Source organism: uncultured Psychrobacter sp. (assembly GCF_947488565.1).
Taxonomy (GTDB): Bacteria; Pseudomonadota; Gammaproteobacteria; order Pseudomonadales; family Moraxellaceae; genus Psychrobacter; species Psychrobacter saeujeotis.
The window spans coordinates 41,048-61,107 of sequence record NZ_CANKZC010000005.1 but is presented as its reverse complement, the minus strand read 5'-3'; the positions used below and the strand labels follow the sequence as shown (position 1 = coordinate 61,107).

20 protein-coding genes are annotated in these 20,060 nt (G+C 43.4%); 9 read left to right on the top strand and 11 right to left on the bottom strand.

Annotation, left to right across the window (positions count from 1 at the left end; all coding sequences use genetic code 11):
- Nucleotides 1-334 precede the first annotated feature (334 nt).
- Together Q0890_RS11460 and uvrC are read left to right on the top strand one after the other, a co-directional pair.
- Nucleotides 335-1,861 carry a DUF3360 family protein gene (locus tag Q0890_RS11460; protein ID WP_299221040.1) on the top strand — a complete coding sequence of 509 codons (1,527 nt, stop codon included), beginning with the start codon at nucleotides 335-337 and terminating at the stop codon, nucleotides 1,859-1,861.
- A 142-nt stretch (nucleotides 1,862-2,003) separates the two neighbouring features.
- On the top strand, nucleotides 2,004-3,848 hold the full coding sequence (gene uvrC, locus Q0890_RS11455) for an excinuclease ABC subunit UvrC (protein WP_299221038.1): 1,845 nt from the start codon (nucleotides 2,004-2,006) through the stop codon (nucleotides 3,846-3,848).
- Between the two features lie 82 nt (nucleotides 3,849-3,930).
- On the opposite strand, the gene Q0890_RS11450 is transcribed toward uvrC, so the two are convergent.
- The 3 genes from Q0890_RS11450 to lgt all read right to left on the bottom strand — a co-directional run bounded on the left by Q0890_RS11450 (nucleotide 3,931) and on the right by lgt (nucleotide 6,376).
- Complete coding sequence (locus Q0890_RS11450; protein WP_299221035.1) at nucleotides 3,931-4,503, bottom strand: dihydrofolate reductase; 573 nt, start codon at nucleotides 4,501-4,503, stop codon at nucleotides 3,931-3,933.
- Between the two features lie 57 nt (nucleotides 4,504-4,560).
- Nucleotides 4,561-5,421, bottom strand: a complete 861-nt coding sequence (locus Q0890_RS11445; protein ID WP_299221032.1) for a thymidylate synthase — start codon at nucleotides 5,419-5,421, stop codon at nucleotides 4,561-4,563.
- 70 nt (nucleotides 5,422-5,491) lie between these two features.
- Nucleotides 5,492-6,376 carry a prolipoprotein diacylglyceryl transferase gene (gene lgt, locus Q0890_RS11440; protein ID WP_299221029.1) on the bottom strand — a complete coding sequence of 295 codons (885 nt, stop codon included), beginning with the start codon at nucleotides 6,374-6,376 and terminating at the stop codon, nucleotides 5,492-5,494.
- 309 nt (nucleotides 6,377-6,685) lie between these two features.
- On the opposite strand from lgt, the gene Q0890_RS11435 reads away from it, so the two are divergent.
- Both Q0890_RS11435 and Q0890_RS11430 read left to right on the top strand, forming a co-directional pair.
- Nucleotides 6,686-8,344: a DUF4139 domain-containing protein gene (locus Q0890_RS11435; RefSeq protein WP_299221026.1), complete on the top strand. Its 1,659-nt coding sequence runs from the start codon at nucleotides 6,686-6,688 to the stop codon at nucleotides 8,342-8,344.
- A 79-nt stretch (nucleotides 8,345-8,423) separates the two neighbouring features.
- Entirely contained in the window at nucleotides 8,424-9,242 is an 819-nt protein-coding gene (locus Q0890_RS11430; RefSeq protein ID WP_299221024.1) for an NRDE family protein, read from the top strand.
- Nucleotides 9,243-9,320: 78 nt separating this feature from the next.
- On the opposite strand, the gene Q0890_RS11425 is transcribed toward Q0890_RS11430, so the two are convergent.
- Complete coding sequence (locus Q0890_RS11425; RefSeq protein WP_299221022.1) at nucleotides 9,321-9,842, bottom strand: RNA pyrophosphohydrolase; 522 nt, start codon at nucleotides 9,840-9,842, stop codon at nucleotides 9,321-9,323.
- Nucleotides 9,843-10,274: 432 nt separating this feature from the next.
- Here Q0890_RS11425 and Q0890_RS11420 point away from each other — a divergent pair, with 432 nt between their 5' ends.
- Together Q0890_RS11420 and Q0890_RS11415 are read left to right on the top strand one after the other, a co-directional pair.
- Nucleotides 10,275-10,688: an OsmC family protein gene (locus tag Q0890_RS11420; protein ID WP_299221020.1), complete on the top strand. Its 414-nt coding sequence runs from the start codon at nucleotides 10,275-10,277 to the stop codon at nucleotides 10,686-10,688.
- Nucleotides 10,689-10,702: 14 nt separating this feature from the next.
- Nucleotides 10,703-11,128 carry an MAPEG family protein gene (locus Q0890_RS11415; RefSeq protein ID WP_299221017.1) on the top strand — a complete coding sequence of 142 codons (426 nt, stop codon included), beginning with the start codon at nucleotides 10,703-10,705 and terminating at the stop codon, nucleotides 11,126-11,128.
- Nucleotides 11,129-11,218: 90 nt separating this feature from the next.
- Here Q0890_RS11415 and Q0890_RS11410 read toward each other — a convergent pair whose 3' ends face one another.
- The 7 genes from Q0890_RS11410 to Q0890_RS11380 all read right to left on the bottom strand — a co-directional run bounded on the left by Q0890_RS11410 (nucleotide 11,219) and on the right by Q0890_RS11380 (nucleotide 17,627).
- A complete protein-coding gene (locus Q0890_RS11410; RefSeq protein ID WP_299221014.1) occupies nucleotides 11,219-12,214 on the bottom strand; it encodes a tRNA-dihydrouridine synthase in 996 nt (331 codons plus the stop codon).
- Nucleotides 12,204-13,700 (bottom strand): UvrD-helicase domain-containing protein, encoded by a 1,497-nt coding sequence (locus Q0890_RS11405; protein ID WP_299221011.1) that lies wholly within the window; start codon nucleotides 13,698-13,700, stop codon nucleotides 12,204-12,206. Before Q0890_RS11405 ends, Q0890_RS11410 begins: the two co-directional genes overlap by 11 nt.
- A 278-nt stretch (nucleotides 13,701-13,978) precedes the next feature.
- Nucleotides 13,979-14,839: a twin-arginine translocase subunit TatC gene (gene tatC, locus Q0890_RS11400; protein WP_299221008.1), complete on the bottom strand. Its 861-nt coding sequence runs from the start codon at nucleotides 14,837-14,839 to the stop codon at nucleotides 13,979-13,981.
- Nucleotides 14,836-15,732, bottom strand: a complete 897-nt coding sequence (tatB, locus tag Q0890_RS11395) for a Sec-independent protein translocase protein TatB (protein ID WP_299221005.1) — start codon at nucleotides 15,730-15,732, stop codon at nucleotides 14,836-14,838. Before tatB ends, tatC begins: the two co-directional genes overlap by 4 nt.
- 59 nt (nucleotides 15,733-15,791) lie before the next feature.
- Complete coding sequence (tatA, locus tag Q0890_RS11390; protein WP_299221004.1) at nucleotides 15,792-16,079, bottom strand: Sec-independent protein translocase subunit TatA; 288 nt, start codon at nucleotides 16,077-16,079, stop codon at nucleotides 15,792-15,794.
- A 176-nt stretch (nucleotides 16,080-16,255) separates the two neighbouring features.
- A complete protein-coding gene (hisI, locus tag Q0890_RS11385; protein WP_299221001.1) occupies nucleotides 16,256-17,095 on the bottom strand; it encodes a phosphoribosyl-AMP cyclohydrolase in 840 nt (279 codons plus the stop codon).
- A gap of 85 nt (nucleotides 17,096-17,180) precedes the next feature.
- Nucleotides 17,181-17,627: a thioesterase family protein gene (locus tag Q0890_RS11380; protein ID WP_299220998.1), complete on the bottom strand. Its 447-nt coding sequence runs from the start codon at nucleotides 17,625-17,627 to the stop codon at nucleotides 17,181-17,183.
- A gap of 421 nt (nucleotides 17,628-18,048) precedes the next feature.
- Between Q0890_RS11380 and rpmI the strand changes: the two genes are divergently transcribed.
- The 3 genes from rpmI (at nucleotide 18,049) to pheS (ending at nucleotide 20,039) form a co-directional block, all read left to right on the top strand.
- On the top strand, nucleotides 18,049-18,246 hold the full coding sequence (gene rpmI / locus Q0890_RS11375; RefSeq protein WP_058369592.1) for a 50S ribosomal protein L35: 198 nt from the start codon (nucleotides 18,049-18,051) through the stop codon (nucleotides 18,244-18,246).
- Nucleotides 18,247-18,359: 113 nt separating this feature from the next.
- Nucleotides 18,360-18,716: a 50S ribosomal protein L20 gene (gene rplT / locus Q0890_RS11370; RefSeq protein WP_299220996.1), complete on the top strand. Its 357-nt coding sequence runs from the start codon at nucleotides 18,360-18,362 to the stop codon at nucleotides 18,714-18,716.
- 267 nt (nucleotides 18,717-18,983) lie between these two features.
- Entirely contained in the window at nucleotides 18,984-20,039 is a 1,056-nt protein-coding gene (gene pheS / locus Q0890_RS11365) for a phenylalanine--tRNA ligase subunit alpha (protein WP_299220993.1), read from the top strand.
- Nucleotides 20,040-20,060: the final 21 nt, after the last annotated feature.

Genomic DNA, 20,060 nt, shown 5'->3' with positions numbered 1-20,060 from the left:
ACACCTATCATAGTCAAAAATAAAAACTGCTACCAGTTTTAAAGCGTAACGAATATTAATTATTCAACAATATCAATACTATAATAAACGTTTACCCTGTTATCAATGTAGAAGATGTCTGTTTATTAGGACTAAATGGTCTCTAAGAGCGGTGCCAGTCATACATCAAAATGCGAAGAAAAGGTCAAGAGTTGTGACGGCAAAACTCGCAATCCTAGTCTTGATAGCATACAATGGCTGCCAATTTGTGTTGAGCAGCTTATTTTTTGTACGATTTTGTGCAAAAAGTCGTCATAGATAAAAAACGAATCCTCAGTTGGCATAAGGAGATGTGATGAGTAGTAACGAGACCCCCGTTTCAAGCACCAATCCGCAGCAGTCAAATTCAGCTCACTACGATGATGAATTGCAAGGTAGCTATACTGATTTGCATCAGCCAAGCTCAAGCTTTGACAGTCGTGACGCCTATCTAAATCATGAGCTACAGATTATGCAGCCCAAGCGCTGGCGTATGAATTTGCCGTTTCGTGATTATCGTTTTGAATATGAAGATACCATTCCAGCGATGGCCGCGACAATCGGTAAAGTAGTAATGGTGGGCGCTATTGCCGCTACGTTTGCAGGGCCGCTTGGTCTCAGTGATGCCTTTGTGTTAGAAAACGTCCGCTATGAGCTATTAATCGTTGCGTTCTTCGTTATTTTATTCTCAGGATTTTTGCTACCGACTGCCAACCTTGCGGGTACGCATGGCCCACTTATTCCTCTTATCCCTATTGTGGTGGCAGCTGGTGGTCACCCGATGGCCTTTGGTCTGCTCATCGGTGCCTTTGGTCTGTTGCTGGCGATTAGTAAGGGTGGTAGTCTGCTGGCGAACCTGACCAGTAAAGGCGTGTGCGGTGGTCTGCTGCTGTATTTAGGCTTTATTGGTACCATATCACAAGTCAAAAATCTGTTTGCTTGGGCAGAGGGGATTGGCATGGCACATATTGCCTTTGTGGTGGTTTTGCTGACGATCATACTGTATGCCGTATTAGAAAATTTTCAAAAGCGTTGGCTTGCTGTGCCGCTTAGCTGCTTATTAGGTGGTGGCGTAGCTTTTGCGATGGGTGCGCCCTTTGCTTTTGAAACTGCACCTGGCTTGCCAAATATGAATCCAATGTATTGGTGGGGTGAAAACACTGGTTGGATGCTAGGTCTGCCAACGGTTGAAAGCTTCGTTGTGGTATTGCCGTTTGCGGTATTAGCCGTCGCTATGTGGTCGCCTGACTTTTTAGGTCATCAAGTCTTTCAAAAAATCAGCTATCCACAGCGTACTGAGCGTGTCTTGATGGATATAGATGATACGATGACCAGCGCTTCTATTCGTCAGGTGGCAGGCTCTGTATTGGGCGGCGCAAACTTTGCCTCATCATGGGGTACCTATATCGTGCCAGCAGCGATCGCTAAGCGTCCGATTCCAGCGGGTGCGGTACTAACTGGACTGTTTTGTCTGATCGCTGGTATCTGGGGCTACCCAATGGATCTGGCTATTTGGGAGCCGGTGATGTGTGTGGCGTTGATCGTCGGTGTCTTTATCCCACTGCTTGAGGCTGGCATGGAGATGACGCGCGAAGGTAAAACCACGCAGTCAGCTGCCATTGTGGTATTTGCATCAGCACTGGTAAACCCAGCCTTTGGTTGGTCGATAACCTTAGTACTTGATAACCTTGGATTAATAGGTTCTAAAGAGCGAAGTGCGAGTTTATCAAAAATGAGTCGCTGGATTATACCTGTGATTACCTTTGTGATATTAACAGGTGTTATGGCGGTCGTTGGTATGTTGCCAGGTATTCCAGCACTATTACCGAACTTCCGTCATTAGAAATTTTGCCTACCACAAAAAAAGAAAAGCCAGCTTCATGCTGGTTTTTTTGTGCATAAACCCATAGGAAGCGATAGCTTGTAAAACTCGGGCTATCGCCCCATAATTAGCTGTATATCAGTATCTTAAGAGCAACAAATTTATGGTTAACGTCTCAGAAACAAGTCTCGCAGATGATAAAAAAGCCCGTCTTAAGCATCTTATCAAACGCCTGCCAAATCTGCCAGGGGTCTATAAAATGCTGGGAAAAAACGGCGATATTTTATATGTGGGTAAAGCAAAGTCGCTAAAAAGTCGCGTCAATAGCTACTTCGCTAAGACCATTGACCATCCAAAAACGCGAGCATTGGTGGCACGGATTCACGATATCGAGACCATCATTACCCGTAGTGAGACCGAGGCACTGCTGCTTGAGCAAAACCTGATTAAAGAATATCGTCCCCCTTATAACGTATTATTGCGTGATGATAAATCTTATCTTTATGTGTTTATTTCAGCCGATAAACCTTATCCGAGATTGGCTTATGGACGCGGCAAAGGCAATCACCAAAAAGGTCGTTTCTTCGGTCCTTTTCCCTCTGCTCATGCGGCAAAAGAAACCTTGGTTTTGATGCAAAAAATGTTTCAGATGCGTCAATGTACCAATACCTTTTTTAGGCAGCGTAAGCGTCCGTGCCTTGAATATCAGATTAAGCGTTGCCGTGCGCCCTGTGTCGGTTTGGTATCGCCAGAAGAATATGCAGAGGATGTAAATAACACCATTCGGTTCCTAAAGGGTGACTCAAGCGACATTCACAGTGCGTTAATCGAAAAGATGGAAGGTGCAGCTGAAGAATTAGACTTTGAAAAGGCGGTTTTTTATCGTGACCAGCTGTCTATGCTACGTGAAGTGCAAGCGCGGCAAGCAGTATATACCGTGCAGGGTGAGGCTGATGTAATTGCGATTGCCAGTCAGGCAGGCATGACTTGTGTTAACGTGTTGACGGTACGCGGCGGGCGCGTACTTGGTGGTAAAAACTACTTCCCTGATGTCGATAGTAGCGAGTCGCTCGCTGATAATTTATCCGCCTTCATCACCTCATTCTATTTTCAGGTGACCGATGACTTACCGAGCGAGATGATATTAAGTCATAAATTGCCTGATCAGACAGCAATTAGCGAAGCACTAGCAACGCATTTTGATAGCAAAGTCGTTATCAAAACCAATGTACGTGAACATCGCTCAGAGTGGCTGGACTTGGCAAAACTAAATACCAACAATGCGCTTAAAACCAAGCTGGGTGATTATCTAGAGCTGCATTCGCGCTTTGGCGCTCTCAAAGACGTATTGTCTGATGTCACCGATCGAACCATTGATCGAATCGAATGCTTTGATATTTCCCATACCATGGGTGAGGCGACCATCGGCAGCTGCGTAGTCTTTGATCAAGGGGGCTCGCGTCGTCGTGATTACCGTCAATATGCCATCCATGATATTCAAGGCGGTGATGACTATGCTGCAATGAAGCAAGTGCTGACGCGCCGCTATAAAAAACAGCCATTACCTGATTTATTGCTTATTGATGGTGGTAAAGGTCAGCTTGGCATCGCAAAAGAAGTACTGTCAGAGTTGGGTCTTCTTAATGATACATTGCTCATCAGTGTGGCAAAAGGTGAGGGGCGCAAGGCCGGACTTGAAGTATTGCACTTTATCGATCATGAGCCGCTTGATTTGCCAATGGATAGCAAGGCGCTACATTTATTGATGCATATTCGTGATGAAGCGCACCGTTTTGCCATCACAGCGCACCGTAAGAAGCGTGATAAGCGCCGTTCATCGTCAGTGCTAGAGGTTATACCGGGGCTGGGTGAGAAGCGCCGTCGTGATTTGCTGAATCATTTTGGTGGACTGCAACAATTGCTTGGCGCCTCGCAACAAGAGCTGGCAGGCGTGCAAGGAATTGGTCCGGTATTAGCAAAAACGGTTTATAAAGTGCTGCATGAGTAAGTTGATTGATTATAAAAAGGCGGTCTTAGAAATGTCTAAGACCGCCTTTTTATCATTTTTTTGACGAAAGAAAAGAGTAATATTATTTAGCTTCTTTTTTTAAATAAGTCGCAAATCTAAAATCTAACCCACTTTTTTCATCATGTTCTTGAGCAGATTCTGCAGATATTTCAAAGTCGCTTGGTAGCTCAGGATAAAAAGCGTCACAGTCAGTGATTTCGATATCGACATAAGTCAGCTCAATACGATCGGTATACATGAATGCATCACTAAACACGCGCTCGCCGCCTATCACCCAAATCGTGTCAAGATGGGCACCGTGTGCAAGGCTCGCCGCTTGCGTCAGAGCATCATCTAAATTATGCACGACGTAAACATTATCTTTACCCACCAGCCCTTTTTTCTCAGCGTAATCTAGTTGCGTTGTAATGATAAAGCTGACACGCTTTGGCAATGGTTTGCTATTCATCGACTCGAAAGTCTTACGACCCATGATGACGATACCTTGAATAGCACCATCATTTGCTTTGGTCGTCATCCTTTTAAAATGCTGCAAATCTGCTGAGATATGCCACGGCAGCTCGTTATCCTTACCGATACAGCGATTGCTACCGATAGCGACGATTTGGGCAACTTCAGTATGGGCATAACTCATAACGTGTCCTTATTGTTTTCATCAAAATAAAGTAAAACCAGTTTTAGTATGGATAAACTATACCGCAACTTTTGCTTTGATAGTAGGATGGGATTCATAGCCATTGACAGTAATATCTTCGTATTTAAATGCAAAAATATCATCGACATCAGGGTTAAGCGTTAATGTTGGCAGCGTGTAAAGCTCACGTGACAGTTGCAGCTCGACTTGCTCGCGATGATTTTGGTAAATATGACAATCACCGCCCGTCCAGATGAACTCACCAACATCCAACCCACAAACTTGCGCGACCATATGAGTCAACAATGCATAGCTGGCGATATTAAACGGTACACCCAAAAACAAATCTGCTGAGCGCTGGTAGAGCTGGCATGACAGCTTATTATCGGCGACAAAGAACTGAAACAGCGTGTGACAAGGCGGCAGGGCTACTTGCTCCGCTTCACCTGGGTTCCAACCAGAGACGATTAGACGTCGAGAATTGGGATTGGTCTTTATTTGCTCTACGACTTGGGTAATTTGATCAACGCCATCGTTATTGTAGCCGCCTTCTTCGTTCTTTGTCGCGCTATAATTGCGCCATTGATGACCATAAACTGGCCCTAAATCGCCAGCAGGACGATTAAAGAGCGCTGTTTGTTCGCTCGTTGCCCATTCATTCCAAATACGTACGCCATTCTCTTGCAAGTAATCAACATGGGTACTACCGCTTAAAAACCATAATAGCTCATAGACGATTGATTTAAAGTGAACTTTTTTAGTGGTTAACAACGGAAATCCTGACGCCAAATCAAAACGCAGCTGCGCACCAAAATGACTTAACGTACCAGTACCAGTACGATCACCTTTTTCAGTACCATCAGCCAATACTAGTTTTAATAAATCAAGATAAGCCGCTTCGTTGTTAGTAGTAATCATGACTTTTTAGATTCCATAGTCTTTGGTTTTAATGTATATCAATTTTAATGTCTCTCAATTTCCATACGTCTTAATAAGCGGATTGACGACCCCAATCATAAATATCGCGCTTGTAAGCATAAATGATTAAGAAAATACCGATAAGAATCATTGGTGCGCTTAGTATCTGCCCTTTAGTGACCCAGCCCAATAAGATAAAGCCTTGATCAGCATCTGGCTGACGGAAGAACTCGACGATGAAGCGACTAAACCCATAACCCAGCATGAAGACGCCAGTGATTGCCATACGTGGACGCGGCTTGGACGAATACCACCACAATAACAAAAATAATAGCAGACCTTCAGTAAGCGCTTGATAAAGCTGTGAGGGGTGACGGGGCAGTAAGTACTGTCCATTTACTTCCATCATCAACTCTTGCAGCTGAGGGTTGGCTTGCAATTGCTGCATATCAAAGGCGGCGGCTTGTGGAAAATACGTCAGCCAATTATAGCCGCCATCAGATACACGTCCCCATAGCTCGCCATTAATGTAGTTGCCGATACGTCCAAATAACAGCCCTGTTGGCACACAAGGCACAATGAAGTCGAGCACTTGAAAAGGCGTCTTTTTATATTTACGGGCAAAATACAGCATACCAAGCCCAACACCGATCAGGCCGCCATGAAACGACATTCCGCCTTCCCAGACTTTAAAGAGATAGGCTGGGTTTTGTAGTAATTCACCGAACTGATAGAACAAGACGTAGCCGATACGGCCACCTAAAATAACCCCAAGCGCACCAAAAAACACTAAGTCTGAGACCATGTCACTTGACCAGCTATCACGCTTAGTACTGCGATACCAAGCCAAACCATAAGCGGCGGCAAAGGCCAATAAATACATTAGACCATACCAATGCACTTCTACTGGACCCAAGGACAGTGCCACGGGATCATACTGAGGATGAATCATCATAAGGGTGTCATATTTGTTGATAATAGAATGCTGGTCATAATAGCAAAAATAGCTACTTAGGCATACCAAATTACTGTCAGGTTAGGTTCATCGTAACAACTTATCTGCCGCTGGCAACATCTAGAAAGAAAGACAGAAAACCGCTAAGATATAAAGCTGGGTTTAGAATAAGTACCATCTAGAATACTGGATAAAAATACTGTACAACAATAATAAGCAGATCAATAAGTCATTTTATATAGCGTCAGATCACGTAAGCTTGCGCTAACCAGCGATATTAACGGATTAATATTATTTTTGAGGATTATTATGCGCGCTTACTTTTTAACAGCACCAGTTTTTACCGATCACAATGATTCAAAAAAACCGAGCAGGTTGGTATTAAAACGGTTCATGATACCGCTAAGTCTAGTTAGCCTAGCAGCTTTAAGTGTGTATCCTGCTCAAGCTGCCATGAGTAGCGTTGAACAAGTGACCATTTATCAAGGCTTAGCAAGTGTGACCCGTGCCTTGCCAATAAATGGTACCGGCGAGCAGACGCTGATATTTTCATGTTTATCGCCGTCTATTAATCAAGATAGTGTCAGCGTGCAGGCACTTGGCACTGTAAATGTCGGCGAAGTCAGTATTGAAACCTTGAGCGGTGAGCAAGCCGCGCAATGTCAGTACCAAGGTGATACAAAAGTACAAACGCAGCAGAATAATTTGGCTGATATTACGGCAGAGTTAGAAGCGGCACGCTTAGCCAAAGCGTACTTGCAAAATCTGACCAAAGTCACGCAAATAAGTACGGATGGTACATTGGCGAACAATGCGCGTGATTTAGAAACGCAAGCGGCAAGCATTAATAAAAGAATTTTGGATATTCAGCAGCGCCAAGCTCGCGCGCAAGATGCCCTTAATCAGCTGATGGCAGGCAGTGCGACCTCAACACGTAATAGCGTGACGCAAGTAAGTGTGCGTACGGCTAGCCGTTCCCCAAGCTCAGTGAAACTGCATTATCAAGTACGCGGCGCAGGTTGGGAGCCGACCTATCAAGCACGCCTAAATACTGAGAGTAAAGAGCTTAGCATCACAGCTTCTGCCGTCATCGCCCAACAAACGGGAGAGAACTGGTCAAATATACCCGTTACTTTGAGCACTGTTAATCCCAATCAAAATACTACTAGTCAGCTGCCAAAAGTACAGCGTTTGTCTTTATATGAAGCGCTGCAAGCTAAACGCGCTAGGTATGCGCCAGCTGCTATGGAAGCTGTCCCTGTGGTTGTCTCTGCAAGCGATAGCTATGGTGGCGCCGAGTCTGCTGCGAACATGGCGCCGCTGCCAAGCTTTACTGTTAGTAGCCAAAACAAAAATGGTATTACCGAGTATCGTTTGCCGCAGCGCGTCAGCATCCCAAGTGATGGAAGACGGGTACGGACGGTCATTGATGAGCAATCTGGTAATAGTAAGCTGTGGCTACGCAGCACACCAAGCGTCGAGCAAGCCGCTTATTGGTACGCATCAGCACCGTTTTTGACCCCAGCTTGGGTTGATGGCTCATTACAATTATATCGCGATGACAACTATGTCGGGCAGTCGCGCTATAGCTATCAATCGTTAAAAGAGCAGGGCATTGGTTTTGGGATTGATCCTAACGTGTTAGTAAAGCAGCTGACCGATGAAGACAAACAAGGCGATAAAGGCGTGTTCAATCGTTTGCAAACCTTGACGACCAAACAGGCCTATCAATTTACCAATCAGCACAATCGTAGCGTGCGTTTGCAAGTTTTAAGCGCTGAGCCTATCAGCCGCGATGAGGATATCAACGTTACAGCGACCCATACACCAGCAGTTACTGAGCAGGACTGGAATGACAATAAGGGCATGGTCGCTTGGGAGTTTGATTTGCCAAGTAAGCAATCGCGAGTGGTACAGTCTACTTATCAAATTAGCTACCCTGCCGATAAGAAGCTAAACGCTAATTAATTATTAAAAATATAAAATAACAGTCGCGCTAAATGACAGGCTTTTAGCAACTATAATTTTTAACATATAAAGGAATTTTATGTGCATCGTGGCCATCGCTTGGCAACTATTTGATGAGTTGCCATTAGTACTACTGTCTAATCGCGATGAGTTTTTGCAGCGTCCAACTGAGCCCCTGCATCAGTGGTCTGATAACTCTATCTATGCTGGACGGGATAGCCAAAGTGGTGGTACTTGGCTGGGTATTCATCAAGAACAGCATACCGGTTTTAATGAGCAAAATGGACGCTGGGCCGCCGTACTAAATTTTCGTGATGGTGTGCAGGGAAGCTTGGATGAACGCTCACGTGGTGCACTCGTCACAGATTTTTTGACCAGTAATATAAGTCCAATGGATTTTGCACGGCAAATCAGCTTGCAAGACTACGCGGGTTTTAACCTCATTATTGGTGATGCAGCGCAGGCTGTCATTGTTAATAATCGCGGGCATGCACCAACACCCTTATATGCAGGCTTGCATGTTCTCTCTAATGGTCAGCCAGAAGATAGCTGGTTTAAGACTGAGCGCTTGCGTGGTCGGCTACGACAAGAAGTACTGCCGCTAATTGCAGAGGATAACTCGTTTGAGTACTGGCGAGATGCTGCTTTTAATGTGTTGTCAGACAATACTCCAGCGCCAGCAGATAAACTACCAAATACTGGTATGACTGCAAAGATTGAGCAGATGCTATCTTCTGTTTATATCAAGCCTGTTGCTTTTGGTGATACAGAAAAAAATGTACCAACTTATGGGACTCGCACGCAAAGTATTTTGACGCTACGTAATGATGCCAAAAATACAAAAGTTACTGCGAATATTATTAGTCGCGAATTTGATTATCATTCACATCTGCAATAAGAAATGCTCACATGAATATCTAAATGTTCTAGATATTCATGTGAGCATCTGTAATGCGTTTTGGATTGAATGGTTCAATTATTCCATCAATAAATGATTATTTTGCTCAGGAATAATTAGCTCTTGTCTAAGGGGTAATTCGCGTGCCAGCTCTTGCAAAGCACGCCGATATACCCCGCGTTTAAAATGAATCACTTGTCCTAGTGGATACCAGTAACTGACCCACTGCCAGTGATCAAATTCAGGTTTACCCGCATCAAAGCGGATGTGTTGCGCGTTCGGCTCATCTAAGCGCAGCAAAAACCATTTTTGTTTTTGCCCAATACACAGTGGATATTGCCCATGGCGCACGTAGCGCTTTGGCAAACGGTAACGCAACCAATCTTGCGTTACTGCCAATAAATCTACGTGACGAGGATATAGACCGACCTCTTCCCAGAGCTCCCGATACATTGCATCCATCGGCGTCTCCCCGCGGTCGATACCGCCTTGAGGGAACTGCCAAGCGTTGTGACCAATACGTTTCGCCCACAGTACTTGCCCCTGTGTATTTGCCAGGATGATGCCGACATTGGCGCGAAAGCCGTCTGCATCTATCATGAACAAACCCTTAAAATTGTTTAAAAATAGCTTATCTCAATAGCATAAAAATATAGCAATCATAATTATTGTTAGGTGAACGGTATATTCATACTAGTAAAACAAGCTTTATTACCATCATTAAACCAAGAAATAGACCAAATGTGTAACAGTATTTTGCTATAAAATGTTTCGTGAATTTAAACGTTAAAAATCAGTCACTTAAACAAAGGGTTTTATAGGGTTTATAAAACCTTCAATTTTATGAACACAGAGGAAAAGTACAGTAAGATTTAGTGATATCGTTAAAGTAATAAAATGACTTGAGTTATATGACAGATCGTCTATAAAACCTTGTTTTATCCTATGCTAAACTAACCTTGTACTGTTAGTATTCTCAAATATAAAAATATCTAAGCGTTTTAACCAAAGTTTATGAAAGGATAGCAAACAATGGCAGAGTCAAAAGCGAGCGTTACCTGGCAAGAAAACAAAGCATTTATGGGTGTGTCGCCATCGGGGCATAACGTCCAAATTGATGCCGATAAAGAAAAAGGCGCCAGCCCAATGGAGTTGATATTATTGGGGTTAGGAGGTTGTGCCAGTTATGACGTTGTTGCAATTTTGCAAAAGTCTCGCCAAGACGTGACGGACGTGCGCTGTGAGTTGACGGCACAACGCGCTGAGACTGTACCAGCAGTATATACTGACATTCATATGCATTTTGTGGTCACGGGTCAAGATATCAAAGATAAGCAAGTTGAAAAGGCCATTCAATTGTCAGCAGAGAAGTACTGCTCTGCCAGTCGAATGTTGGTGCAGGGCGGGGTAAATGTTACTCATGATTTTGAAGTCATTGCAGGGTAAAGGTAGAGACAATTATGAGTGCATTATTTGGGTTAATACCTGATACCGCTGCCGCTGCAATTTGGGCAATGGTGGTTGCAAGTTTGCTTCCACTGGTCATGGCGCTGATAGCAAAAGCTGTTGGTGGCTTTAAATTGGCTGACAATGCACATCCACGTGATTTTTTGCAACGTACGACAGGAGCGGCAGCACGTGCCAATGCAGCACAGCAAAATAGCTATGAGACCTTACCTGTCTTTTTGGCAGCAGTCTTGGTTGCGATGTTATTCTTTGTGCCGCAATCGATTATCAATACCTTAGCATGGCTTTATGTGCTGATTCGTATTGGGTATGGCATGGCTTATATTGCCAATTTATCGATGTTTCGTTCAGTGCTTTGGGTATTGTCAATAATATGCTGTTTGATGTTGTTTTATCTTGCAATCCGGATTAGCATTTAATTTGTAGCCAATCTCTATTAGCTACGCAGTTATCTAAGCTGTTTTATCTTTGTAAAAAGTTATATAGTTATTGAACAGATAAATGGCTAATTATGACTGCGTACTCAACTGTAATGCAGCTATAATAGCCGCTTTACTTTTTTCTCGTTTAACCTTCTCCCACAGTATCTGCGCTTCACTATAGCCTTTAGTGAGCATACCAAGCCACTGCTTATAACGGCCAACTAATACAAGGTCGTTTTTGGCTTGACCTTTCAAAAACTGAATCTGATGCGTAATTAAATCTTCCCACAATAGGGTTGCGCTACTTTCTAGATTCTGCTGATGGCCATGATCAATCTGTGCAATCAGATCTGGGCGAGTAACAGCGCCGCGTCCTAACATAAGATGTGTTGTTCCTGACTGTACCATACAGCGTTGCGATTGTTCCACGTTCCAAATCTCGCCATTGGCAATGACTGGAATTTTAAGTTGATTAAATGTGTCAATCTTGTCCCAATAAGCAGGTGGCTTATAGCCTTGAGTTTTAGTACGCGCATGAATAGTAAGCCAATCTGCACCACTATCGCTAATTGCGCCGCGAATGTCATCCATGCGACTGGTATCGGTATAGCCTAGACGTATTTTGGCTGAGACAGGAATATGACTAGGGACCGCTTGACGCACAGCACTGATAATCTCATACATGATCTTAGGTTCATCTAACAATACTGAACCACCTCGATGATTATTAACCGTCTTGGCAGGACAACCAAAGTTGATATCGATAGCAGGTGCGCCAAGCGTGCAGGCAAACGCTGCATTTTCAGCCATCAGCTGTGCTTCACTACCTAATAGTTGTACATGGATAGGGGTACCCGAAGCGGTCTTGGCGTTATGATGCAATTCTGGCACGTATTTATAAAATACATGGGCTGGTAAGACAGTTTGAGTCACCCGAATAAACTCGCTGACTGACCAATCATAAGGACGCCCCAAATCTGACGCAATTTGAGTTAAAATTTGCCGCATTAACGGATCGGTCAGCCCTTCCATGGGGGCGAGAAGGCGGACGGGTTGTTTAAAAAATTGCTGCTTAATTTCCATAAATTACTTTTTTGCCAGTCTGTAATCCTGATATTAAATCTTGAATATTATGTACATCTAAGTTGGCCTGTGCGCGCGTACAAGCAACGTAAAGTAAACGCAATTCTTCAGGATTAATTTTCACGCCATTGGTTGTGACATCATAATAGAAGTCATCGTCAAGCTGAACGCGCGACCACTCAAGTCCCTTCGCTTTGTGCGCGGTTGAGATCACATAATCAGCATTTTCAATACTGGTCAAGCTATTGACTGCTTGGCTTAAAACATTGGTGCCGTGATCATCGACCAGTTTCACCAAAGTCTTAAGATCGCTACCTTCGTTGGTTTCAGAGTACTCTTGCACATCGCCCCAATGATAAAAATAAGCCAGTTCAGGGACACCATAAGCTGATTTACCGTTTTTTAGATTTTCGGCAGCTTGGCAGAACTTGAGCATACGGTCAGTATCCGCTTGTAGCGCAACGCGATGTCCGAGTTTAAGTCCCGTTAGTAGTTGCGCCATGGCGGCGGCGTTAGTCCGGCAAAGGATGGCATCTTTTTTACTGTGTACCATGCCTTTTTCAGTAGATGAGTGTTTGTCTGGGTTGCCCTTGAGAGGCACATCTTCTTGTAATGCCTTTAATAAGGTATTGGCCACTTCTGCAATCGGTTCACCAAAGCGAAAGGATTGAGTCAACAACGTTTGTGGCAGCGGTAGCTTTTTCATCGCATTGACTGCACCGCGCCACTCATAAATCTGCTGATGGGCGTCACCAACATAAATAACCTGCTTTGATTGCTGAGTCAAAATGCCCATCATCAATGGGTCGGCATCTTGCGCTTCATCGAATAAAATGAAGTCAGCAGGAATGCTGGGCTTAGACAACGCCCACAATTTTAGATAGATATCATGACCGATACCAGCAGGATGGCGCGCATCAATAGACTGTAACCAGCGTTGTTCGACAGCAGGGTAGAGCATCTCGCGCAGCTGCTCGGCGTCAGACTCATCAAGCCAGCTTGGAAATAAAATATGTCTTGGCGCCGGGTAGCTGGCATGAGTACTACAAAAATTGCTAATCGCGTCACTCACGAAACGCGCTAATCTGGCGGGCGTTAGTGTAATATATTTATTAATCCCATCCATCTGACGCCGTACCTGTACTGGCTGCAAGCCCAAATCGTCACCGAGGCGTTTGGGTGAAAAGCGCGGTAAAGATAGCTTGGCTGTTATATCACGAGCAACATGGCGATAAGCAAGCGAATGAAAGGTGCGGCAGTCCACATGACCTGGGAATTTTTGCCGTGCATCATTGGCAATGGCTTTATTGAATGCTAGGTATAAGCCGCGTCCCCGCAGGCGCTCACCGATAAGCTTTAACGTGGTGGTTTTACCAGCACCTGCATATGCGACTACTTTGAATGACTTGTGATCCATCGCCATATTAAGCGCGCTGAGCTGCTCATCAGTGGGATCGCTCATATAAGCTGGCATAGATGCGGACATAAAAAGGCTACCTAAAATGCAAAAAATGATTAAGAACAACTGGGGTAAAAAAAGCCACTGGATATTACCAATGGCTGGCTGGCAATTTAGTGATCATAACAAATGAAAAGAGCTACGTATGAAGGGAAAATGGATAACTGAGGTAGTGTCGGTTTAATTTAAGTCAGACACGCTGCCAGATTTACTCAGTTTGCTAACTGTCGTGTTTAAAGATGTATATTATCGTATTTAAAGACATCTGTTTTAAACGGTACGCCTTTAAAAATAAGACTGCCAAGCTAGTCATTATCAGATGTTAAAGCCACATTTTTGTCTTCTTTAATCAATATTTTGGCCAACAATAAACCAAGCTCAAACAGCAACCACATGGGGATTGCTAACATCAGCATAGACACCCCATCCGGCGGTGTTACTACTGCTGCAATGGCAAAGCAACCAACGATGATATAGCGGCGCTTATCTTCTAAACCCTGAATGGAGACAATGCCAACCAATATCAATAGTAAGGTGACTACAGGAATCTCAAACGTTAAGCCAAATACCATAAATAGTTTGAGCGCAAAACTCAAATAACTGTCGATATCAGTCATCGGTAATACGTTTTGCGGCGCAAACACGATAAAGAACTTCAAAACACCTTTAAGCACAATGAAATAAGAGAAGGCGACACCAGCATAAAATAAAAAGATAGACGATGTCAGCACTGGTATAGCGATTCTTTTCTCTTTTTTATACAAACCTGGAGCGACAAACGACCAAATTTGATAAAGAATATAAGGCATCGCTACGAAGGCGGCAACGAACACAGTTAGGCGTATCGGCGCCATAAAGTTGGAAGTAATGTCTGTCGCAATCATGGTCGAATTAACTGGTAGCTGCGCGACCAACGGATCTGATAGAAAGTTATATAGCTCGCGTGAAAACCCAACCAATGCCAAAAATATGACCAATATCGCCACACAGATTTTGATTAAATGGCGACGCAGCTCTATCAAATGCTCCGTAATGGGCATATCGACAAGCTTGCTCACTATATCATCAGGATTGTCATCGAGCGACTCATTTGGCTGATCTAATGAGCTGTCTTCAATTGCTGCTATTTTCTCTTTGCGACTCTTTTGTCGTTTAAACAAACTCATTTAGGTGCCTCGCGTTTTGATAACGAGAGGGGAGTAGTTGAACCGTCTTGATCTGTATTATGGGCAGAAGAGTTTTGTGACGCATGCCTCTCTGATTGCTCAAATTCATCCTCATCAAATTCAGACTCCCAATACTCATCAATAGGTGGCATTTTTTCATCTAAATCATGATGTGAAAAACTCGAATGTGAAAAGTCGTCATGCAACAGATGGTCTGCTTCATAGTTGGGCAGGTAGGGCGGTGCAGGTAGGCGACGTGACTGATCATAATCACTAAGACGAAACCACATTTTTTCCCATGGTCTGGTGATAAAGCGCGGCGGTGTATTGCTAGAAGCACCTAAGGAGTCTTTAGTGTTGTTAGCAGTCTGATCAAAGCTTCCATCAACCGACTCTGTAACTTTGTATGGATCAGATGAAGAAACATCAGATGAGTAGTTTGACAGTCGATCTTGCTCATAGTCATAAGCAAATTCAGCTGGCATGTCTGAGTCTGAGAACAAGCCTTCCTCCGACATATGCATCATATGTTCATCATAGTCGTCTTCGAAGGGCTCATCATTTGAGTTATAGCTATTTGGATTATTGATAGCATCCATGCTTTGGTGCTGCGAATATTCAAAATCTTGCATACTACCACGCAATTCTGCCATTTCGCGCTTCATGTCCGCTTCAGTTTGACGGATTTTAGCAAGTTCATCCTGCATTTGTTTGCGTGTCTCAGCCAAGTCAAGCTCAGCTTCAATTTCAGACTGCAAGGTTGAGACTGTACGGCGCAGCTTAGCGTACCATTGTCCAGCAGTACGTGCAGCCTGAGGTAACTTTTCAGGGCCAAGCACGATTAAGGCAATGACACCAAACAAGAGTAGTTCAGAAAATCCAATATCAAACATAATTGTCAAATATAGTCATAAATATACTATTCAATGACGTTATTTATAAATAACATCTCTTATACTTTATGTTCATCATTAGAGGTGGTAGGGCTGATTTCTACATCATCAACCTTAGTACCAGTCTGTGAATTTGCTGAAGTAGTCGATTGAGTATTTGAGCTGGCATCGTGATCGAGTACACGGCGTTTACGCGCATGTTCTGTCTCTTCGTCCTTGACAGCTTCTTTGAAGCCCTTTACTGCGCCGCCCAGATCTTTGCCAGCGTTTCTAAGCTTGGAGGTGCCAAAAACGACAACCACTACAACCAACAAAATTAGCCAATGGGTGATGGAAAAACTGCCCATAACGGTATCCTTATGTCTTAATGAGACCAATATATCTTGTATTGTCTTACATTTATTACTTGACAATAAACTGTTATTGCCAAATAAGAAGCAAGGTATTAAAGATACATTATAACGCGCACTGACAATAAAAAGTTGAAAACAACAATAATTACACAAGCTTATTTCAATTAAAGCTATCTTGCTGCTTTCTCATCAATACCCGAAAGTCCAAAACGTCGTCCCAGCTCGTTCAATACAGCATCAGATTCGATATCGAACCACGCCAGTCCTACTAATGTATGAAACCACACATCAGCCACTTCATAAATGAGCTCATGTCGCGCAGCGTTGTACTGTGTCTCATCTGTAAGCTGATCACAATTAGCGAAGTCCTTGGCAGCAATGATACTCTCAGTCGTCTCTTCACCCACTTTTTCTAGTATCTTGTTAAGTCCGCGAGCATATAAACTTGCTACATAAGAGCTGTCTGCAGATGCTTGTTTACGTTCAGCTAACACACGATCAAGCTGAGACAATATTGCAGTCTGAGTCTCTTGGCTTGATAAACCATTAATATTAGAAACAGTATTTTTATGAGCAGTGCTATTTACATTGCTATTAGTATTTTTATTTGCCTGATAAATATCAGCAGGATCCTTTAATACAGCATCGACTGTTTGCCAGACGGGCTCTGCACCTGTCATGTCTAAACGCTGATAAAAACAAGACTCACGTCCAGTATGACAAGCGATACCACCGATTTGAGTAACGCTTAACACGATGACATCGGCATCACAGTCCAAGCGAATATCGTGTACCTGCTGAGTATGCCCTGACGTTTCACCTTTGTGCCACAGCTGATTACGCGAGCGCGAAAAATAGACGGCAGTTTGCGTTTTTGCCGTCAGCTGTAAGGACTCAGCGTTCATCCACGCCATCATTAGGATGCGTCCTGTCTTGTAATCTTGAGCGATTGCAGGAATCAGGCCATCAGTATTGAATTTTATAGAGGTTAGCCAATTAGGTGTGGTCATAATCTATCTTCTTATAGTTATAGACGTTTAGGTTGATAGAGAAATGGCAAGCATAAGGGTTATAAGGATCACGTAATCGACGCCATTATAGCTCAAATGATGCTTGTTGGTTTAGTGCCTCTTTAATATCATTATTAAAAACTATACTTCTATTGGAGCGATAATCATATTGAACAAAAGATTTGCGGGCTTTTGCTACTAGTGAACCATCATACATACGTGTTACCTTGATAGCCATCTCGCCATCTTTATCAGATATGTGCTCTATACCGACTTCAAATAGTAGCTCTTCACGAGCGCGTACACGACTAATAACGTTCAGCTGTAAATTGCTAACAATCAAACCTTGGCATTCTGCATTGATCTCTTTGATACCTTTAGAGTACAAAAACCTCGCCCTTGCCTCGGCCAATAATGCAATGAGTGATTCTAACGTTAGATGCTGCCCAACATCAATCTCTGTGTTACGGACACGCATAACTGTCTCAAAGACGAATACTCTATCATCAAACTCTAACTCACGGTCTATCAACGTTATCTCCTACATAAGTTTTCATAACGTCTGAGACGCCATTGTCATCAATAAAACATAGCTTAAGCAGACATTCAATCAATTTAGGAATAAGCGGTAGTATTATTTTACTAACTGCTTTAATTATGAGCAAGATTGAACATTTAAAGGCCTTTTCACCAAAGCGATGCTTGACATCTTATGCTGGTCTTATAACGTTACTTATTGTTGCAAAGCTGATGGATCTATAAAGAGGTAACCTTTGCAAACGATAGGTTGAATCATGCTGTTAAAACTTTATTTGGCAAAATCGTGACACTTCTGCTAAAATAGCGCCTCCCACCTCGAGGCAAATAAAGGTTTAGTGGTTGTTTTTGAAACCATTACTTATAACCGACTATTTGACGACCAGGTTCTATTAAAGACAAAGAGGCAACTCATCATGAAAGTTAAGATGAAAACCAGAAGCGGTGCCGCTAAACGCTTCAAAAGAACAGCGAACGGCTTTAAGCGTAAGCAAGCCTTCAAAAGCCATATCTTGACCAAGAAATCAGCTAAGCGTATTCGCCAACTGCGTGGTCTAAAGATGGTGGACAAGTCTGACGAAGCAGCAGTTCGTCGTATGTGCCCATACATCTAATAGCCTATTGTCATCTGTTTTATTAAATATTTGACTTTGCAATTTGACAGCGATGTCTATCATTTATAGACATCGTGATTCGTTTAATAATGATTAAAATCTTGGAGTAATTTATGGCCCGTGTAAAACGTGGTGTACAGGCAAATCGCCGTCACAAAAAAATCTTAAAGCGTGCTAAAGGCTACTACGGTGCCCGTTCACGTGTTTATCGCGTAGCGGTACAAGCAGTGACCAAAGCTGGTCAATACGCTTATCGTGACCGTCGCAATAAAAAACGTACTTTCCGTCGTCTTTGGATTGCACGTATCAATGCTGGTGCACGCTTAAACGGTTTGAGCTATAGCCGTCTTATCAATGGCTTGAAAAAAGCAAACATCGCAATCGATCGTCGCGTACTTGCTGACATCGCTATGCATGATGCAGTCGCTTTCACAGCCTTGGTCGAAAAAGCAAAAGCGGAATTGGCCTAAGTATTAGTCATCCTTTAGATTTGACGCTTTTTTAAGCACATATCTATATGGATAGGACTAATATCAATTAATAGTACGATATTAATAAAAGCTACCGCTGGTCGGTGGCTTTTTTTATATTAACTATTTTAACTGTCTACATATTCAAGCCATTTATATAACGAGCCTTGGTATTGAAAATACTGGGTAAATGATTTGCAATATTTGGTCAAACCCCTACAATTACATACCATCAATAATCCGTTTAAATCAGGAATAATACGTCTTATGACTACCCCTGCTGCCACCAACGATTTGTCGGCGCTACCGACCTTGTCCTCAGAGCTTAGCGAGCTAAATGAGACTCAGCTACATGAGTTTACCAGTGCTGCTGAAGCCTTAATTCTACAAGTAACCGATGCGCGTACCTTACAAGACTTACGTGTTCAGCTAACGGGCAAAAAAAGCGCGCTGACAGGTTGGTCAAAGCAGATGGGTAAGCTTGGCCCCGATGACAAAAAAACCTATGGCGGCTGGTTACACAGCGTGCGTAGCCGTATCGGGCAAGCATTGACGGATCAGCAGCAGCAGTTAGAGGTGGCGGCGCTTAACGCTAAACTTGCAAGTGAAAGTATCGATATAACCTTGCCAGCACGTGGTGGTCAAAAAGGCCACCTGCATCCAGTGACGATGATTACCCAGCGCATGCAGCAGTATTTTGTGCAAGCAGGTTTTAACGTGGCGACCGGACCTGAAGTTGAGAGCGACTACTATAATTTTGAAGCGCTCAATATTCCATCACATCACCCAGCACGCGCCATGCACGATACCTTCTATTTTGATGCGCACTACTTACTGCGTACGCACACCAGCCCGGTACAGATACGTACTATGGAAAAAAACGAGCCGCCGATTCGTATTATCTGTCCAGGCCGCGTCTATCGTAATGACTCGGATCAAACGCACTCACCGATGTTTCATCAGCTAGAAGGTTTGATGGTCACAGAGTCGAGTACCTTTGCAGAGTTAAAAGGTTTGATTAGCGAGTTTTTAGAAGCATTTTTTGCCAAAGAGCTGACCGTGCGTTTTCGTCCATCGTTTTTCCCGTTTACCGAGCCGTCGGCTGAAGTAGACATCTTAGATGACAATGGCAAATGGTTAGAAGTCATGGGCTGCGGTATGGTGCATCCACAAGTGCTGACCAATTGCGGTATTGATAGCGATAAATATACTGGTTTTGCTTTTGGTATGGGTATTGAGCGCTTTGCGATGCTGTATTACGGTATCGATGATTTGCGTTTGTTTTTCCAAAATGACGTGCGCTTTTTAAAGCAATTTGGCTAGATTTGGATTGTAATAAAAATA

Coding starts and splice junctions, on each gene's coding strand:
- Q0890_RS11460 (WP_299221040.1), top strand. CDS start 335: ATGAGTAGTAACGAGACCCCCGTTTCAAGCACCAATCCGCAGCAGTCA.
- uvrC (WP_299221038.1), top strand. CDS start 2,004: ATGGTTAACGTCTCAGAAACAAGTCTCGCAGATGATAAAAAAGCCCGT.
- Q0890_RS11450 (WP_299221035.1), bottom strand. CDS start 4,503: ATGAGTTATGCCCATACTGAAGTTGCCCAAATCGTCGCTATCGGTAGC.
- Q0890_RS11445 (WP_299221032.1), bottom strand. CDS start 5,421: ATGATTACTACTAACAACGAAGCGGCTTATCTTGATTTATTAAAACTA.
- lgt (WP_299221029.1), bottom strand. CDS start 6,376: ATGATGATTCATCCTCAGTATGATCCCGTGGCACTGTCCTTGGGTCCA.
- Q0890_RS11435 (WP_299221026.1), top strand. CDS start 6,686: ATGCGCGCTTACTTTTTAACAGCACCAGTTTTTACCGATCACAATGAT.
- Q0890_RS11430 (WP_299221024.1), top strand. CDS start 8,424: ATGTGCATCGTGGCCATCGCTTGGCAACTATTTGATGAGTTGCCATTA.
- Q0890_RS11425 (WP_299221022.1), bottom strand. CDS start 9,842: ATGATAGATGCAGACGGCTTTCGCGCCAATGTCGGCATCATCCTGGCA.
- Q0890_RS11420 (WP_299221020.1), top strand. CDS start 10,275: ATGGCAGAGTCAAAAGCGAGCGTTACCTGGCAAGAAAACAAAGCATTT.
- Q0890_RS11415 (WP_299221017.1), top strand. CDS start 10,703: ATGAGTGCATTATTTGGGTTAATACCTGATACCGCTGCCGCTGCAATT.
- Q0890_RS11410 (WP_299221014.1), bottom strand. CDS start 12,214: ATGGAAATTAAGCAGCAATTTTTTAAACAACCCGTCCGCCTTCTCGCC.
- Q0890_RS11405 (WP_299221011.1), bottom strand. CDS start 13,700: ATGTCCGCATCTATGCCAGCTTATATGAGCGATCCCACTGATGAGCAG.
- tatC (WP_299221008.1), bottom strand. CDS start 14,839: ATGAGTTTGTTTAAACGACAAAAGAGTCGCAAAGAGAAAATAGCAGCA.
- tatB (WP_299221005.1), bottom strand. CDS start 15,732: ATGTTTGATATTGGATTTTCTGAACTACTCTTGTTTGGTGTCATTGCC.
- tatA (WP_299221004.1), bottom strand. CDS start 16,079: ATGGGCAGTTTTTCCATCACCCATTGGCTAATTTTGTTGGTTGTAGTG.
- hisI (WP_299221001.1), bottom strand. CDS start 17,095: ATGACCACACCTAATTGGCTAACCTCTATAAAATTCAATACTGATGGC.
- rpmI (WP_058369592.1), top strand. CDS start 18,049: ATGAAAGTTAAGATGAAAACCAGAAGCGGTGCCGCTAAACGCTTCAAA.
- rplT (WP_299220996.1), top strand. CDS start 18,360: ATGGCCCGTGTAAAACGTGGTGTACAGGCAAATCGCCGTCACAAAAAA.
- pheS (WP_299220993.1), top strand. CDS start 18,984: ATGACTACCCCTGCTGCCACCAACGATTTGTCGGCGCTACCGACCTTG.